The following is a 16,355-nucleotide window of genomic DNA, read 5'->3' on the forward strand; positions in this document are numbered from 1 at the left end:
TCCAACCGCCTGACTTACGATTGGCCGTCGACGGAGAGACAATCGACCACCGCCTCGGAACATATACATGGTCAACAGGCGGCCGCGGAGTCGTGGCCGACGTTGCCGCCCCGCCGCTGCTCGTGAAAAACATGAATCCCCATCCGGTTGCCCCTGGGGCAAAATTACACCTCCAATTTGACGACCGCCCGTTGACGATCGAAGCGGGTGTATGGAACGGCGGAGATGCCGACTGGCGCTCGGTGCAAAACGGAATCATTACTCTTCCGGAAAAGAAAGAGGCATACATTTATGCCATTCACACCTCTTGGAAAAAAGGGAATGCGATTTATGCGTTTTTCATTGAGGTGCGATAACTAGCACAGCGGAGGAAAAGGTGCAATAGAATAGCGATATGAGGGAGAAACAACAGCTGCCCTTCACCCGATCAGCGGCTGTAAGAACACCTGGCTGAGGCATATATAGTCAAAAAGAAAAAGAACACCGGGGAAACCCCAGTGTTCCAAGGCTTTTGCGGCGAGATTACATCATGCCACCCATATCCGGCATGTTGTTGTTGCCTTTGTTTTCTTCCGGTTTGTCGGCAACGACCGCTTCTGTCGTCAAGACCATGGCGGCGACAGAGGCAGCGTTTTGCAGCGCCGAGCGAGTGACTTTCGTCGGGTCAACGATACCAGCTTCGATCATGTCGACCCATTCGCCTGTTGCCGCGTTGAAGCCAATGCCCGGTTTTTCGTTTTTCAGGCGCTCAACGATGATCGAGCCTTCCAGACCAGCGTTTTGCGCGATTTGACGAACCGGTTCTTCGATCGCGCGCAAGACGATTTTCACACCCGTTGCTTCATCGCCTTCCGCTTCGATGGCCGCAACTTTGCTGTAGACGTTCATCAACGCCGTGCCACCGCCAGCGACAATGCCTTCTTCAACCGCAGCACGAGTCGAGTTGAGCGCATCTTCAATGCGCAGTTTGCGTTCTTTCAATTCCGTTTCTGTCGCTGCGCCAACTTTGATGACCGCTACGCCGCCAGCGAGTTTCGCCAAGCGTTCTTGCAGTTTTTCGCGGTCGAATTCGGACGTCGTTTCTTCAAGCTGCGCACGGATTTGGTTGATGCGCGCTTTGATGCGCTCCGAATCGCCAGCGCCTTCGACGATCGTCGTCGTTTCTTTCGTAACAACCACTTTTGACGCACGGCCGAGCGACGCGATCGTCGTCGATTTCAGTTCACGGCCAAGCTCTTCCGAGATCACTTCGCCGCCTGTCAAAATCGCAATGTCTTCGAGCATCGCTTTGCGGCGATCACCGAAGCCAGGCGCTTTGACAGCAACCGCATTGAACGTGCCGCGCAGTTTGTTGACAACAAGCGTTGCGAGTGCTTCGCCTTCGACATCTTCCGCAATGATCAGGAGCGGACGGCCTTGTTGCACGACTTGCTCAAGAACCGGTAACAGCTCTTGGATGCTCGATACTTTTTTGTCCGTAATCAAGATGTACGGATTTTCGAGAACAGCTTCCATTTTTTCCGTATCTGTAATCATGTACGGCGAAACGTAACCGCGGTCGAATTGCATCCCTTCGACAACGTCGAGTTCCGTCGTGAAGCCTTTCGATTCTTCAAGCGTGATGACGCCGTCATTGCCGACGCGTTCCATCGCTTCAGCGATCAATCGGCCGACTTCTTCGTCAGCAGCCGAGATCGCAGCCACTTGGGCGATCGATTCTTTTCCTTTGATCGGTTTGGAGATGGCTTTTAATTCTTCAACCGCTACCGCTACCGCTTTTTCAATCCCGCGGCGGATGCCCATCGGATTGGCGCCAGCTGCCACGTTTTTCAATCCTTCACGGATCATCGCTTGAGCCAATACGGTAGCCGTTGTCGTCCCGTCCCCAGCGATGTCGTTCGTTTTGCTGGCGACTTCAGCGACCAGTTTCGCGCCCATGTTTTCAAACGGGTCTTCGAGTTCGATTTCTTTCGCGATCGTTACCCCGTCGTTCGTGATGAGCGGAGAACCGAATTTTTTCTCCAATACGACGTTGCGGCCTTTCGGACCTAATGTGACTTTCACTGCGTCTGCGAGTTTGTCCACCCCGCGCAACATCGCACGGCGCGCTTCTTCGCTGAACTTAATTTCCTTTGCCATACCCCGTTACCTCCTTATGAATTTATTTCACTGCATGCCGTGAAAAAGGTAAGTATTCGTGTCATAAAGTTAAGGATATGTCAGTTTTCCGGAATGTTTATGTGGTAAACGCAATATATTAGCGGATGACAGCCAAAACGTCGCTTTCGCGCAAAATTAAGTATTCTTTTCCGTCGTATTTTACTTCCGTGCCGGCGTATTTCGAGAAAATGATGCGGTCGCCGACTTCAACTTCCGGCGCAACGCGTTGGCCGTTGTCAAGCACGCGGCCTGCACCGACAGCGACAACGCGGCCTTCTTGCGGCTTTTCTTTCGCCGTATCCGGCAGCACGATGCCACTAGCCGTTTTTTCTTCAGTTTCCACGACTTCAATGACAATGCGATCGCCTAATGGCTTCAACACGGGAAACAACCTCCTTAACGATAGTTTTCGCCGTTCTTATTAGCACTCATCATTATTGAGTGCTAACACACTTATAATATTAATGAACTCTTCTCCGTTTTGCAAGTAGGAAATACAAAAAAATAACTGTTTTTCTTTCATGCGCGAAGATAAGGAGAAAATGGGATAACAAGCTGTCAGGCCCCAGATCAATCGGCGCACAAAATCCATTTTCATTATTGCACATTTCTAACATCAATAAACAACGCTAGGCAATTTTTTTGTGGCGGCCGCGCCAACCACGGCCGGCGCGCTTTTCTTATCATTTCGCCGAACATGTGCTACAATACGGATATATTTGAAATAAAGGGGTAAAACGATTTGAAGCGCCGTTACTGGTATGTCATCATCACCTATATCGCCATGCAGCTGTCTTCCTTTGTCGGTGTGCCGCTCCTTCGCTCCCTCGGCGTCGGCCAAGGCGCGCAAACACGTCTCGAAGCAGCGAAAATTGCCTCCGGCTATTGGGCGGTCATCAGCTTTTTATTGGCTTTTGCCATCATTTTATGGCTGCTGCGCGGCGACCGCGATGAACGGACAATGCGGCGGCTGCCGCTCGCCTCGTCATGGATGTGGGCGATCTCGGGCGTCTTTTTGGCGCTTGCCGCGCAAAGCGTTGCCGCCAACATCGAATGGCGTCTATTGGGCATTGAGCCGGGCTCGGAAAACACAAGGCAAATCATCGACATCATCCGCCTGACGCCATTGCTCGTCGTCGTCACGTCGGTCATCGGCCCGGTTTTGGAGGAACTCATCTTCCGCAAAATCATTTTTGGCTCGCTTTATGAAAAATACAACTTTTGGTTGGCAGCGCTGGCCAGCTCGCTTCTGTTTGCTCTCGCCCACATGGAGCCGGAGCATTTGCTTTTGTACACATCCATGGGGATGGTGTTCGCCTTTTTATACGCCAAAACCGGACGCATTTTCGTGCCGATGTTCGCCCATGTAGCAATGAACACGTTTGTCGTTGCCGTTCAAATTTTGTTGGCTGATGAATTGGAAAACATGATGCGCCAAGCGGAACTGCCGCTGGCCATTTGGAGGATTTGGCTATGACGCGCCATCCGCGGCTGTTTTCTGTTCCGTATTTCATCTTGGGCTTCCTGTTTACGTATTTGGCGATCGAAAGCGTTCATGAAACGATTTGGAACGTCTCAACCATCGCGTTGGCGGCGCTGGCCGCTTTTGATTTCGGCACCGCCTTTCGCTTGTTCTTCACACCGAGACAATAAAGGGGCTGACCCAAAACGCGAATGCGTTTTGGGATCAGCCCCCACTTTTTTGCCTCAAATATAGAAGAATCGCCCTTTTTTCTGGTAGAATAGAGTCACCAAAACCACTACCACCGAAAGAAGGGCGATTCTTTTATGAAACATGATCATATTTCCTTTAAAGAGTATACCATGGACAACCTCTCTTTGCCAAGCAACATCGCCGATCTCATTCCACGGGATAACATGGCCCACGTGGTTCATGAGATGGTTGAACGCATCCCGATGGAGACGTTTCTTGCTTACTACAAAGGAGGGGGCGCCTCCGCCTATCATCCGAAAATGATGACCAAAATTCTCCTTTACGCTTACACCCAAAAAATGTATCATGGCCGTGAGATTGCACGGCAGCTCGAAGTCCACCTTCCCCTCATGTGGCTAAGTGGATTTCAAAAGCCGGACTTCCGTTCCATCAATCGGTTTCGTTCGGAGCGGATGAAAGACCTGATTGACGACCTGTTCCGGGAAATGATCACGCTGCTCGTGGCCGACGGCTATGTCAAGATGGAAGATTATTTTGTGGATGGAACGAAAATTGAAGCGAATGCCAACCGGTACACCTTCGTTTGGCGCAAATCGGCTGAGAAGTACCAGGAGAAACTCCAAGCCAATGTCGATCGGCTGATTGCCCAGATCGAGGTGATCGTGGAAGAAGAAAAGGCGGAAGACATCGACCCTTCGCCGGCCTTTACGTCAGAAGAAATCCGAAAGAAAACCGAGGAGTGGGAAAAACGGTTGGAGGCCGAGCCGGACAACCAACCGTTGAAGAAGGCCATCAAGAAGATGAAGGAGGACTACTTGCCCCGCAGTGAAAAGTATGAACACCAACTCCATGTATGCGGGGATCGCAACAGCTATTCCAAGACCGATGTGGATGCCACCTTCATGCGGTTGAAGGAGGATCACATGCGAAACGGCCAGCTCAAGCCGGCCTATAACGTACAGGTGGGTTCTTCCGGCCAATTTATTTTGGGGTATTCCCTTCATCAGAGGCCGGGCGACACTCGTTGTCTTCTCCCGCATTTGGAGACCGTTCGAGAGAAGTACGGCGTGGAACCCGAACGTTTGATCGCTGACGCGGCTTATGGCTCGGAAGAGAACTACGTGAAGCTGGAAGAGAAGCACATATCGGCCTTGATCAAGTACCATACGTATGAGAAGGAGAACACGCGCAAGGTCAAGAAAAATCCGCATCATCAGCAGAATTGGACCTATGTGGAAGAAGAAGACGTTTGGATTTGCGCCAATGGGAAAAAGCTGGTTCGCACCGGAACTTCGAAACAGACCACGGAATCAGGATACACCTCGGTCACCCGACACTACCAATGCCATGAATGCGAAGGATGTCCGTTCCGTTCGGCCTGCACGACTTCCAAGTATGGACGAACCACGCAATGGAACCCCATCTATCATGAACAAAAACAGAAAGCCCGCGAACGGTTGGAGAGTGAAGAAGGGCAAGCCCGATACCGCCAACGCCAAACCGACATTGAGAGTGTATTTGGGCAAATCAAACAAAATCGCGGGTTTCGTCGCTTTGTCCTGCGAGGCCTCCAAAAAGTTTCCATCGAATGGGGGCTGGTTTGTGCTGCCCACAATCTTCTCAAAAAAGCCGCTAGGGACAAGCAATTGTCCTTGGTGGCGTAAATGAGGGGGAGAACAGAGTCGGAATTTTGTTCCGTTTGGTAAAATATACAAAAACCAGAGAGGGCTGACTCCAAAAGTCCGCTTTTTGGCGGACTTTTGGGTCAGCCCCTTTTTGCCTGGCGCCGTATGAACCGTCCTCTTGATGCTGCCCTCAATATGGATCGCCGCTTCCTTCCTCCGCCGCTAATTGCGCCTTTCGATAGCCGATTTTGGCAACCCAGATGCTCCCCTCATACAAAAGCGTCAGTGGAATCATGACGATCACTTGCGACAACACATCCGGCGGCGTAATGGCGGCCGCTAAAATAAGCAGCGCCAAATACGCATACTTGCGGATGCGAACAAGAAGCTGCGGCGTAATAAGCCCTAAGCGGGTGAAAAACAGGACAACAATCGGCAGCTGAAACACGATGCCAAACGGCAGCACGAGCTGCAGCAAAAACTGAAAATATTCATTAATGCCGATCATCTGTTGAATGCCGAGCCGTTCCGCCAGCTGATTCATAAACCGGACGACAAATGGAAACAAGACGAAATACGCAAAACCAACCCCGGCTAAAAATAGAATGATCGATGCTGGAATGTAGCTGAGCGTTGCTTTCCGCTCTTTTTCATACAGCCCCGGACTGACAAACGCCCAAATTTGATACAACAGCACCGGAGCAGTCAGTACAGCGGCGATGACAAAGGCAAACTGAAAATACACTTTAATCGGATCGGTGAGGCGGAACGCGTTCATCGTCAGCTGTTTCGCTTCCGCAGTGTGCTGCAAATACACAATGACGTCATCGACAAAAAAGAAGCTGGCTACAAGCGCCGCAACGAAAAAGAGAAGCACGATGATCAGCCGTTTCCGCAGCTCTCCGAGGTGTTCATACACGGACATTTCTTTGTCATTCATCGTTTCCCCATCCTGCCTTGTCATCGGTCGGTTTTTGTTTCTTCGTCATCAGCGAGCCCTTTTGTGGCGTCTTTAAACTCGCGAAGCGACTGGCCGAACGACCGCCCCAACTCCGGCAGCTTTTTCGTGCCAAACAGCAACAAAATGACAAGAACGAGCAACAAATATTTCATGTGTTGTTCTCTCCTTTTTACGATGGCGATGGATAGTTTTTCAAAAAATAGACGAGCGACTGCAGCTCAATGGCTAAATCGATATGATGGACACGAATATGGTTCGGCACGTTCAACCGCGCCGGAGTAAAGTTTAAAATGCCTTTAATTCCTTGCGCGACAAGGCGGTCGGTCAGCGCTTGAGCCGCGGCGGCCGGCACGGTTAAAATCGCGATCGGAATGTCGCCGCGAAGCCGCTCCTCCAGCTCATCGAGATGATAGACCGGCACCCCGCCGACTGTCGTTCCGACCTTCCGTTCATCGACATCAAACGCCATGACAATTTTCGTGTTGTTATTTTTCGAAAAGTTGTAGTTTAAAAAGGCGGTGCCTAAATTGCCGACGCCAAACAAGGCGACTTCGGTCACCTCATCCTCTTCAAGCGTCTGGCGGAAAAACGACAACAAATAATTGACATTATACCCGTATCCTTTTTTGCCGAGCGCGCCAAAATACGAAAAGTCGCGGCGAATTGTCGCCGGATCGACTTTCACCGCCTCGCTCAGCTCGGCGGAGGACACGCGCTGCTTCCCTGAGGCATGTAAATTTTTCAAAAACCGATAGTATAACGGCAGACGCTTGGCAGTCGCCTGCGGGATTTTCGGTTGTTCGTTGCTCATCGTTTCATCCCCCAGCTAATCGGTTTTCCGTCGATAATGGCCGGACTTCCCGCCCGTTTTTTCGACCAAATACGTTGGACCGATCGTCATTCCTTTATCGAGCGATTTGCACATGTCGTACACAGTCAATGCGCATACCGAAGCCGCCGTCAGCGCTTCCATCTCCACTCCTGTGCTCCCTTTCGTTTTGACCGTCACGGTAATCACAAGTTTATACGCTTCCGCCTCTTTTTCCCAAGCAAAGGCAATATCGACGCCTTTTAACATAAGCGGATGGCACATCGGAATAAGATCGGCCGTTTTTTTCGCCGCCATGACCCCGGCCACCTGGGCTACCGCCAGCACATCACCTTTCTCAATGGCATTGTTCGTCATCTTTTCGTAAATCTCTTCATTGACGGTGACGCTCGTTCTCGCCACCGCTATCCTGATCGTATCTTCCTTGTGTGTAATGTCGACCATTTTCGCCCGGCCTTGTTCATTGAAATGCGTAAACGATGACAAGACAATCTCCTCCATTTATCACTATACACCATTTTTCGTTATCTGTCTTTGACCGTTTTCGCGACTTACGTTAAACTATTCGCGAGGTGACGGACATGATCATTTTGCAAGTGAATGGACTCACGAAATATTTTGGCGCTGACCTTATTTTATCGAATATAAAACTAGAAATACAGTCCCGCGCCCGCATTGCTCTTGTCGGCCGCAACGGCGCAGGCAAATCGACGCTGCTGAAGATCATCGCCGGCGAACTTTCTTCCGACAGCGGTGAAATCATCAAGCCAAGCCATATCAAAATCGGCTATTTGGCGCAAAACAGCGGGCTCGACTCGTCACGCTCCATTTGGGACGAGATGCTGGACGTATTCGCGCCGCTCCGGGCGATCGAAGCGCAGCTGGCAGAGCTCGGCGCCCAGCTTGGCGACCCGGATCTGCTCGCCGATCCGTCCCGCTACGAAAAAACGCTTCAAGCGTATGACAACTTGCAAGAGCAATACAAAGAACAAGGGGGCTATCAGTATGAAGCCGACATCCGCTCTGTTTTGCACGGGCTGCAATTTTCGTCATACGATTACCAAACAACGCCCGTTTCCTCGCTAAGCGGCGGACAGCGGACGCGGCTCGCCCTTGGAAAACTGCTGTTGGCCAAGCCGGACTTGCTTATTTTAGACGAGCCGACGAACCATTTGGACCTCGATACGCTCACATGGCTCGAGCAATATTTACAGGCATACCCCGGCGCCGTTCTGCTCGTTTCCCATGACCGCTACTTTTTGGACAAAGTCGTCACCGAAGTGTACGAGCTGTCCAACGCGACGCTTAAGCGGTATAGCGGCAATTACAGCCGCTATTTGGAGCTTCGGGCCGAGCAATACGAACAAGAGCTAAAACGATACGAAAAGCAACAGGAGGAAATCGCCCGCCTCGAAGACTTCATCCGGCGCAACATCGCCCGCGCCTCGACAACGAAACGGGCGCAAAGCCGGCGAAAGCAGCTCGAAAAAATGGAGCGGCTTGAACGCCCGGCCGGAGATGAAAAATCAGCTTCTTTTTCTTTTGCGATTGAGCGGCCGAGCGGCCATGAGGTGCTCACCGCAGAGCAATTGACCGCCGGCTATCGCGAAGGCGCACCGGTCATCCGCCAAATCAGCTTTCGCATCACACGGGGGGAGAGTGTCGCCTTGGTCGGACCAAACGGCATCGGCAAGTCGACATTGTTGAAGACGATCGCCGGAAAGCTCCCAGTCCAATCCGGAAAGCTCCGGTACGGTGCAAATGTGAAAATCGGCTATTACGACCAAAACCAGGCGGAACTGTCGACAAACAAACGAGTGCTCGACGAGTTGTGGGACGCCTACCCGGACAAAACCGAAAAAGAAATTCGCACCGTGCTCGGCAACTTTTTGTTTTCCGGCGACGACGTCTTAAAACCGGTTTCCGCCTTAAGCGGCGGAGAGAAAGCACGCCTGGCGCTCGCCAAACTCATGCTGCAAAAAGCCAACGTTCTCTTGTTGGATGAACCGACCAACCATCTCGACCTTGACAGCAAAGAGATGCTCGAGCAGGCGCTTGTCGACTATCCGGGAACGATCTTGTTCGTCTCCCACGACCGCTATTTCATTAATCGCATCGCGACAAAGCTGTTTGAACTCTCGGGCGATGGGCTTGTCGAATATTTAGGAGACTATGACTATTACGTGGCGAAAAAAGAAGAAATGCGCGAATTGGCGCGCCTGGACTCCCACCCGCCCGCATCACCGGACAGCGGCGAAACAGCCAAATCCACATACGAGCAAGAAAAAGAGGAAAAAAGACGACAGCGCCAACGGCAGCGCCGTCTGGAAGAGATCGAAGCCGAGATCGCCGCACTGGAAGCACAAATCGCTGAAACCGAGCAGCAGCTGTGCGACCCGTCTGTATACGGCGATTATGAAACCGTGCAGCAGCTCACGCAAGAAAACGAAAAGCGGAAACAGCAGCTTGAAACGTTATTGGCCGAGTGGGAACAGCTCTACGCCTCGTTTTGAGCCAATCCGCTGCCAGGGAACGCCAACACGGGCATCTAGCGGCTTCATGTGCACTGCTCGTGCGCATCACCGCGCCAGGCCGATCACAGGCCAAACTCATTTAGCAGCCTTTTGCCTTGTTCATGAAAGCTGCTTCTTAGGTGAAGGACGATGACTGACAAGAGGGTGTCCCCAAAGGATTGGAACACCCTCTTTCGTTGCATATATATGCTTGCTGTTTCTGCCGCACTAGACGTGCGCCTATCTTGAAGGCAGGCGACCTTTTAGGTCAGCCCCGTTTTTGTGTTAATCACATTATACACAAAGAAATCCACACTTTTCTGTGCAAAACAGAAGTTATTCACCGACTTTTCCACATTATCCACAACCAATCCCTTTCCTCATATGAAAAAATGATTGTGTATTGCACTCCTCGCCGTTATCATGTTTTTTTTACTTTCCCACATTGTCCACAACCTATGGATAAAAATATGCACAACAAGTCCCCACCCGACGGCCGTTCCGCTTGCCAAACAAAAAAGAGCAGACCACCTGCCCTAAGCGATCCGCTCTATGAAATCCCCAACCTCCTAGAAGGCCGGTGACAAACTGCTGTCACGAGCAAATCAACGGCATTTCGCCAAAAAAGAAGGCTGATTCCACAGTTTTTCTCTAATTGAGAAACAAGTGGAGCTAGCAGTATTTTGTACTAAATCACCGACCTTCTAGACAAGCGGCAAGCTTGGATTGGCGTTGAGCGCCAAATCAGCCCGCTTTCCTTGTTGATATAACACAGTTCCCGCAACGGCAATCATCGCCGCATTATCAGTGCATAGCGATAACGGTGGGATGACAAGCTCCACATCGGGAAGCTCTTTCATTTTCTCCTGCAGTGCAGCCCGAAGCCCGCGGTTGGCCGCCACTCCGCCGGCGAGCAGCACTTGTCGTACGCCGTATTCTTTGGCGGCCTGCACCGTTTTCGTCACCAGCACATCGACGACGCTGGCCTGAAAGCTCGCGGCCATCTGTCTCGGATCGATCTCCTCGCCGCGCTGCTTCGCGTTGTGGAGCGCATTGAGAACCGCTGATTTTAAGCCGCTGAAGCTGAAATCATACGAACCTTCCTCAAGCCACGCTCGCGGCAAATCAATCACGGGCTCGCCCTCATGAGCCAGCCGGTCGATGTGCGGTCCTCCTGGGTACGGAAGGCCTAAAGCCCGCGCCACCTTGTCATACGCCTCACCAGCAGCGTCGTCGCGCGTCTCGCCAATGACTTGAAACGCCCCGTGGCCTTCCATGTAAACAAGCTCCGTATGCCCGCCGGAAACGACAAGCGCCAACAGCGGAAATTTCATCTCCGCCACGAGCTGGTTGGCGTAAATATGACCAGCAATATGATGCACCCCGACAAGCGGCAACCCGTGGGCAAACGCGAGCGCCTTTGCGGCGTTCACCCCGACAAGGAGCGCCCCAACCAACCCCGGTCCGGCCGTCACCGCAATGGCATCAAGATCGGAAAACGATACGCCAGCCTGCCGCATCGCTTCCTCCATGACGAGTGTAATTTGTTCGACATGATGGCGCGAGGCAATTTCCGGCACAACACCGCCAAACCGCCGATGGCTTTCCATTTGCGACGCCACAACATTCGATAAAATCTCTTTTCCGTTTTTCACCACGGCCGCCGCTGTTTCATCGCAGCTCGTTTCAATACCTAGTACATGCACGTTTTCATTCATGTCAGTTTCACCCACATCACTAGCGCATCTTCAAAATTGTCCGGATAATACCGTTTGCGGATGCCGCCATTGCGAAACCCAAGCTTTCGGTACAACGACTGGGCGACATGGTTCGAGACGCGCACTTCCAGCGTCATCGTCGCCGCCCCATGCTGCTTGGCTGTTTCCATAAGGCGGCGCATAAGCGCTTCGCCGAGTTTTTGTCCGCGAAACTGTGGCAGCACAGCGACATTCGTCACATGCGCTTCATCAATCACGAGCCACATCCCCGCATACCCGATGATCCGTCCGCGGTGCACCATGACAATATATTTCGCGTAACGATTGTACATCAGTTCATTATAAAAAGATTCCCGGGTCCACGGCGCGGTAAACGACGCCTGCTCGACTTGCACGACCTCATCGATATCATGAATGGTCATCGGCCGGAATTGCACATCGATCCCCATCGTCCCCGTCCCCTTTTTGTTTCGCAAGCCATTTCGCTTCCGCTTCCGCAAGACGGATGTAATTCGGCACAAACGTATGCGGATTCTCATGTTGTTTCTCTTTTCCGAGCATGATGAGCTCACTTGGCCGCGGCAATGTCAACGGCGGCGGCGTCATGAAAAACCGCCCGCCCAAGCGGCTTCGAAACAGCTCACTATATACCGGCGCATCGGCCCCGATGAACAATACATCCTCTCCCCGTCTGCGTAAATGATCGGCCCACTCGTCCGCCGCCACAATACGGTCCGCTTCAAGGCATCGGAGCGCGCCGTCCTCGTACCGGTACAACCCGGTGTAAATTTGTCCGCGCCGCGCGTCAAACAGCGGGACGAGCAAACCGGGGAAATACCGGCCATTAGCGGCGAGCACCTCTAAACTCGAGACGCCGGCTATCGGAATGCCGAGCGACCAAGCGAGCGTTTTCGCAATGGTGACACCGATCCGCACCCCGGTATAAGATCCAGGGCCTTTCGCAACAACAACTAAATCAAGCTCATTGGGCGCCATTCCGCACTGCCGAAGCAGCGACTCAATGGCCGGCATCGCCCGGACAGAATGATCTCTTTTGACACTCGTAACGAATTCCCCTTTAATAACATCCCCATCCGCCACAGCAATGCCTAGCGGCATATTCGATGTATCAATCCCTAATATTTTCATGACGCAAAAATCTCCTTGCATAGCTGTTCATAGCGCCACCCTGACGGCTCAAAGACAAGTCTCCGTTCATCGCCGCCATGGCGAAACAAAGAAACGGTCAGCCGCTCCTCAGGCAGCTGCCCCGCAATCAAATGGGCCCACTCGACAACCGCAACACCATCACCGTTAAAATATTCATCAAATCCGAGATCCTCCCATTCGTCTTCAAGCCGATACACATCCATATGATAAAGCGGCAGCCGCCCATCATACTGCTTGATAATCGTGAAGGTCGGGCTGTTGACGTTTTGTACAATGCCCAGCCCCTCGGCAATCCCTTTCGTAAACGTTGTTTTTCCCGCACCTAAATCTCCCTCTAACGCGATGACCATCCCCGGCTGAAGCCGTTCTCCGAGCCGGCGTGCAACCGCCTTCGTCTCTTCCGGAGAATGCACGGTAAGTTCAAACTGCTTCATGGTGTTCCACCTTATTCCATTTTATCATCTTTGCTTCCGCTTTTGAAATTTTACCATAAGGAACGGCAACGTTGCCACTGCCGGCGCCAAAAAAACAGCCATACAAAACAAAAGGACTGCCCTGCTAAGGCTATATTGAGCCTCCCGGGCAGTCCTGAGATCAAACTCGCAAAACAAAAAGAAAAAGGGAATTAGGCGTGTTGCTACTCCCTGGTGAATAAGATTGCCTAGCAGCGACCTACTCTTGCAGGGGCGCTGGCCCCAACTACCATCGGCGCTGGAGGGCTTAACTTCCGTGTTCGGGATGGGAACGGGTGTTTCCCCTCCGCTATCACCACTAGGCAAGCGATTCAGTTTCGACATCATTTATTATACTTAAAAAATAAATGTTGTCAAGAAGGAAAGCCATTCCTTCAAAACTAGATAACCGTCGGAAGAAGCCGGGGCGAACCGCTCGCCTGCGCTTTTCGCTGTCTAGTTCCGGCCGCCATCGGCTCGCGACGCTTCGGTCCTGCTGCGGCGGGCTAAGCCCGCTCGCAGGCCCTCCAGCGCGCCTCGCCGATAAGCAGGCGGCCTCCACTTTTCTTGTTAGGTTAAGCCCTCGATCGATTAGTATCCGTCAGCTCCACGTGTCGCCACGCTTCCACCTCGGACCTATCGACCTCGTCATCTTCGAGGGATCTTACCCGCCTGACGCGGTGGGAAATCTCATCTTGAGGGGGGCTTCACGCTTAGATGCTTTCAGCGCTTATCCCGTCCGCACATAGCTACCCAGCGGTGCCCCTGGCGGGACAACTGGTACACCAGCGGTGCGTCCATCCCGGTCCTCTCGTACTAAGGACAGCTCCTCTCAAATTTCCTGCGCCCGCGACGGATAGGGACCGAACTGTCTCACGACGTTCTGAACCCAGCTCGCGTACCGCTTTAATGGGCGAACAGCCCAACCCTTGGGACCGACTACAGCCCCAGGATGCGATGAGCCGACATCGAGGTGCCAAACCTCCCCGTCGATGTGGACTCTTGGGGGAGATCAGCCTGTTATCCCCGGGGTAGCTTTTATCCGTTGAGCGATGGCCCTTCCATGCGGAACCACCGGATCACTAAGCCCGACTTTCGTCCCTGCTCGACCTGTCCGTCTCGCAGTCAAGCTCCCTTGTGCCTTTGCACTCTCCGAATGATTTCCAACCATTCTGAGGGAACCTTTGGGCGCCTCCGTTACCTTTTGGGAGGCGACCGCCCCAGTCAAACTGCCCGCCTGACACTGTCTCCCACCCCGCTAAGGGGTGCGGGTTAGAATTTCAATATCGCCAGGGTGGTATCCCACCGCCGCCTCCACCGAAGCTGGCGCTCCGGCTTCCCAGGCTCCCACCTATCCTGTACAAGCGATACCAAAATTCCATATCAGGCTGCAGTAAAGCTCCACGGGGTCTTTCCGTCCTGTCGCGGGTAACCTGCATCTTCACAGGTAGTATAATTTCACCGGGTCTCTCGTTGAGACAGCGCCCAAGTCGTTACACCTTTCGTGCGGGTCGGAACTTACCCGACAAGGAATTTCGCTACCTTAGGACCGTTATAGTTACGGCCGCCGTTTACTGGGGCTTCGGTTCGCACCTTCGCTTCCGCTAAGCGCTCCCCTTAACCTTCCAGCACCGGGCAGGTGTCAGCCCCTATACGTCGCCTTTCGGCTTCGCAGAGACCTGTGTTTTTGATAAACAGTCGCTTGGGCCTTTTCACTGCGGCTCGTTCGGGCTCTTCACCCAAACGAGCACCCCTTCTCCCGAAGTTACGGGGTCATTTTGCCGAGTTCCTTAACGAGAGTTCTCCCGCGCGCCTTAGGATTCTCTCCTCGCCTACCTGTGTCGGTTTGCGGTACGGGCACCTCTTCCCTCGCTAGAGGCTTTTCTTGGCAGTGTGAAATCGGGGACTTCCGGATGACTCCGTCGCCATCACCGCTTGGCCTTACAATCCGCGGATTTGCCTACGGATCAGCCTTGCGGCTTGGACAGGCTCTTCCAGCCGCCTGCTCGCCCTATCCTCCTGCGTCCCCCCATCGCTCAAACGGGAAGGAGGTGGTACAGGAATCTCAACCTGTTGTCCATCACCTACGCCTTTCGGCCTCGGCTTAGGTCCCGACTAACCCTGAGCGGACGAACCTTCCTCAGGAACCCTTAGGCTTTCGGCGCAGAGGATTCTCACCTCTGTTTTCGCTACTCATACCGGCATTCTCACTTCTAAGCGCTCCACCAGTCCTTCCGGTCTGGCTTCAACGCCCTTAGAACGCTCCCCTACCGATGACCAACGGTCATCCCGCAGCTTCGGCGGCACGTTTAGCCCCGGTACATTTTCGGCGCAGAGTCACTCGACCAGTGAGCTATTACGCACTCTTTAAATGGTGGCTGCTTCTAAGCCAACATCCTGGTTGTCTTTGCAACTCCACATCCTTTTCCACTGAACGTGCACTTTGGGGCCTTAGCTGGCGATCTGGGCTGTTTCCCTCTCGACCACGGATCTTATCACTCGCAGTCTGACTCCCGGGCATAAGTCGTTGGCATTCGGAGTTTGACTGGGTTCGGTAACCCGATGAGGGCCCCTAGCCCAATCAGTGCTCTACCTCCAACACTCTCCATCCCGAGGCTAGCCCTAAAGCTATTTCGGGGAGAACCAGCTATCTCCAAGTTCGATTGGCATTTCACCCCTACCCACACCTCATCCCCGCACTTTTCAACGTGCGTGGGTTCGGGCCTCCAGCCGGTGTTACCCGGCCTTCACCCTGGACATGGGTAGATCACCTGGTTTCGGGTCGACGACGACGTACTTTTCGCCCTGTTCAGACTCGCTTTCGCTGCGGCTCCGCCTCTTCGGCTTAACCTCGCACGCCATCGTCACTCGCCGGTTCATTCTACAAAAGGCACGCCATCACGCATGAACGCGCTCTGACTACTTGTAGGCACACGGTTTCAGGTTCTCTTTCACTCCCCTTCCGGGGTGCTTTTCACCTTTCCCTCACGGTACTGGTGCACTATCGGTCACTAGGGAGTATTTAGCCTTGGGAGATGGTCCTCCCTGCTTCCGACGGGATTTCCCGTGTCCCGCCGTACTCAGGATCCGCTCGGGAGGGAACGAAGTTTCGACTACAGGGCTGTCACCTTCTCTGGCCGGCCGTTCCAGACCGGTTCGTCTACCCCGTTCCTTTCTCACTCCCACAATGAGCGGTCCTACAACCCCAAGAGGCACGCCTCTTGGTTTGGGCTGTTCCCGTTTCGCTCGCCG

At 53.0% G+C, this 16,355-nt stretch carries 15 protein-coding genes and 2 rRNA genes (1 of these 17 running past the window's edge); 5 read left to right on the forward strand and 12 right to left on the reverse strand.

The genetic code is table 11. The features are described from left to right. The first annotated feature begins 92 nt into the window (after nucleotides 1-92). Nucleotides 93-356 carry a hypothetical protein gene (locus NSS88_RS07220; protein WP_341083803.1) on the forward strand — a complete coding sequence of 88 codons (264 nt, stop codon included), beginning with the start codon at nucleotides 93-95 and terminating at the stop codon, nucleotides 354-356. A gap of 166 nt (nucleotides 357-522) precedes the next feature. Here NSS88_RS07220 and groL read toward each other — a convergent pair whose 3' ends face one another. Together groL and groES are read right to left on the reverse strand one after the other, a co-directional pair. Continuing rightward, nucleotides 523-2,139, reverse strand: coding sequence for a chaperonin GroEL (gene groL, locus NSS88_RS07225; RefSeq protein ID WP_033016756.1), 1,617 nt, complete (start codon nucleotides 2,137-2,139; stop codon nucleotides 523-525). Nucleotides 2,140-2,257: 118 nt separating this feature from the next. After that, complete coding sequence (groES, locus tag NSS88_RS07230) at nucleotides 2,258-2,542, reverse strand: co-chaperone GroES (protein ID WP_033010033.1); 285 nt, start codon at nucleotides 2,540-2,542, stop codon at nucleotides 2,258-2,260. A gap of 360 nt (nucleotides 2,543-2,902) precedes the next feature. Here groES and NSS88_RS07235 point away from each other — a divergent pair, with 360 nt between their 5' ends. From NSS88_RS07235 to NSS88_RS07245, 3 genes are all read left to right on the forward strand, one after another. Then, a complete protein-coding gene (locus NSS88_RS07235) occupies nucleotides 2,903-3,637 on the forward strand; it encodes a CPBP family intramembrane glutamic endopeptidase (RefSeq protein WP_049624795.1) in 735 nt (244 codons plus the stop codon). Next, complete coding sequence (locus NSS88_RS07240) at nucleotides 3,634-3,813, forward strand: YdiK family protein (RefSeq protein WP_033010036.1); 180 nt, start codon at nucleotides 3,634-3,636, stop codon at nucleotides 3,811-3,813. The genes NSS88_RS07235 and NSS88_RS07240 overlap by 4 nt, the downstream gene beginning before the upstream one ends. Before the next feature lie 135 nt (nucleotides 3,814-3,948). Then, on the forward strand, nucleotides 3,949-5,499 hold the full coding sequence (locus tag NSS88_RS07245; protein ID WP_341083536.1) for an IS1182 family transposase: 1,551 nt from the start codon (nucleotides 3,949-3,951) through the stop codon (nucleotides 5,497-5,499). A gap of 151 nt (nucleotides 5,500-5,650) precedes the next feature. Here the strand turns inward: NSS88_RS07245 and tatC are convergent, their stop codons facing one another. Genes tatC through moaC form a run of 4 tightly spaced genes read right to left on the reverse strand, consistent with a single transcriptional unit; the run spans nucleotide 5,651 to nucleotide 7,736 of the window. Beyond that, the gene (gene tatC, locus NSS88_RS07250; protein WP_033016804.1) at nucleotides 5,651-6,400 is read right to left on the reverse strand and encodes a twin-arginine translocase subunit TatC; all 750 of its coding nucleotides are present in this window, start codon (nucleotides 6,398-6,400) and stop codon (nucleotides 5,651-5,653) included. Between the two features lie 20 nt (nucleotides 6,401-6,420). After that, nucleotides 6,421-6,573 carry a twin-arginine translocase TatA/TatE family subunit gene (tatA, locus tag NSS88_RS07255; protein ID WP_031406010.1) on the reverse strand — a complete coding sequence of 51 codons (153 nt, stop codon included), beginning with the start codon at nucleotides 6,571-6,573 and terminating at the stop codon, nucleotides 6,421-6,423. 17 nt (nucleotides 6,574-6,590) lie between these two features. Continuing rightward, entirely contained in the window at nucleotides 6,591-7,232 is a 642-nt protein-coding gene (locus NSS88_RS07260; RefSeq protein ID WP_033016754.1) for a redox-sensing transcriptional repressor Rex, read from the reverse strand. A gap of 15 nt (nucleotides 7,233-7,247) precedes the next feature. Then, nucleotides 7,248-7,736: a cyclic pyranopterin monophosphate synthase MoaC gene (gene moaC, locus NSS88_RS07265; protein ID WP_055358561.1), complete on the reverse strand. Its 489-nt coding sequence runs from the start codon at nucleotides 7,734-7,736 to the stop codon at nucleotides 7,248-7,250. 95 nt (nucleotides 7,737-7,831) lie between these two features. Between moaC and abc-f the strand changes: the two genes are divergently transcribed. Then, complete coding sequence (abc-f, locus tag NSS88_RS07270; RefSeq protein ID WP_033016753.1) at nucleotides 7,832-9,763, forward strand: ribosomal protection-like ABC-F family protein; 1,932 nt, start codon at nucleotides 7,832-7,834, stop codon at nucleotides 9,761-9,763. A gap of 704 nt (nucleotides 9,764-10,467) precedes the next feature. Here abc-f and tsaD read toward each other — a convergent pair. The 6 genes from tsaD to NSS88_RS07300 form a co-directional block, all read right to left on the reverse strand. Further along, a complete protein-coding gene (tsaD, locus tag NSS88_RS07275; protein WP_047817700.1) occupies nucleotides 10,468-11,481 on the reverse strand; it encodes a tRNA (adenosine(37)-N6)-threonylcarbamoyltransferase complex transferase subunit TsaD in 1,014 nt (337 codons plus the stop codon). Next, nucleotides 11,478-11,930 (reverse strand): ribosomal protein S18-alanine N-acetyltransferase, encoded by a 453-nt coding sequence (gene rimI / locus NSS88_RS07280; protein WP_055357894.1) that lies wholly within the window; start codon nucleotides 11,928-11,930, stop codon nucleotides 11,478-11,480. Before rimI ends, tsaD begins: the two co-directional genes overlap by 4 nt. Beyond that, nucleotides 11,890-12,630 (reverse strand): tRNA (adenosine(37)-N6)-threonylcarbamoyltransferase complex dimerization subunit type 1 TsaB, encoded by a 741-nt coding sequence (gene tsaB, locus NSS88_RS07285; protein ID WP_055357895.1) that lies wholly within the window; start codon nucleotides 12,628-12,630, stop codon nucleotides 11,890-11,892. Before tsaB ends, rimI begins: the two co-directional genes overlap by 41 nt. Further along, nucleotides 12,627-13,085 (reverse strand): tRNA (adenosine(37)-N6)-threonylcarbamoyltransferase complex ATPase subunit type 1 TsaE, encoded by a 459-nt coding sequence (tsaE, locus tag NSS88_RS07290; RefSeq protein ID WP_033010045.1) that lies wholly within the window; start codon nucleotides 13,083-13,085, stop codon nucleotides 12,627-12,629. The genes tsaB and tsaE overlap by 4 nt, the downstream gene beginning before the upstream one ends. 225 nt (nucleotides 13,086-13,310) lie before the next feature. Then, nucleotides 13,311-13,427: ribosomal RNA gene (gene rrf, locus NSS88_RS07295) — 5S ribosomal RNA — on the reverse strand. A 247-nt stretch (nucleotides 13,428-13,674) separates the two neighbouring features. Next, nucleotides 13,675-16,355, reverse strand: a 23S ribosomal RNA gene (locus NSS88_RS07300); it runs 247 nt beyond the window's last position.

The sequence above is a fragment of the Geobacillus sp. FSL W8-1251 genome, assembly GCF_038005945.1.
Taxonomy (GTDB): Bacteria; Bacillota; Bacilli; order Bacillales; family Anoxybacillaceae; genus Geobacillus; species Geobacillus stearothermophilus.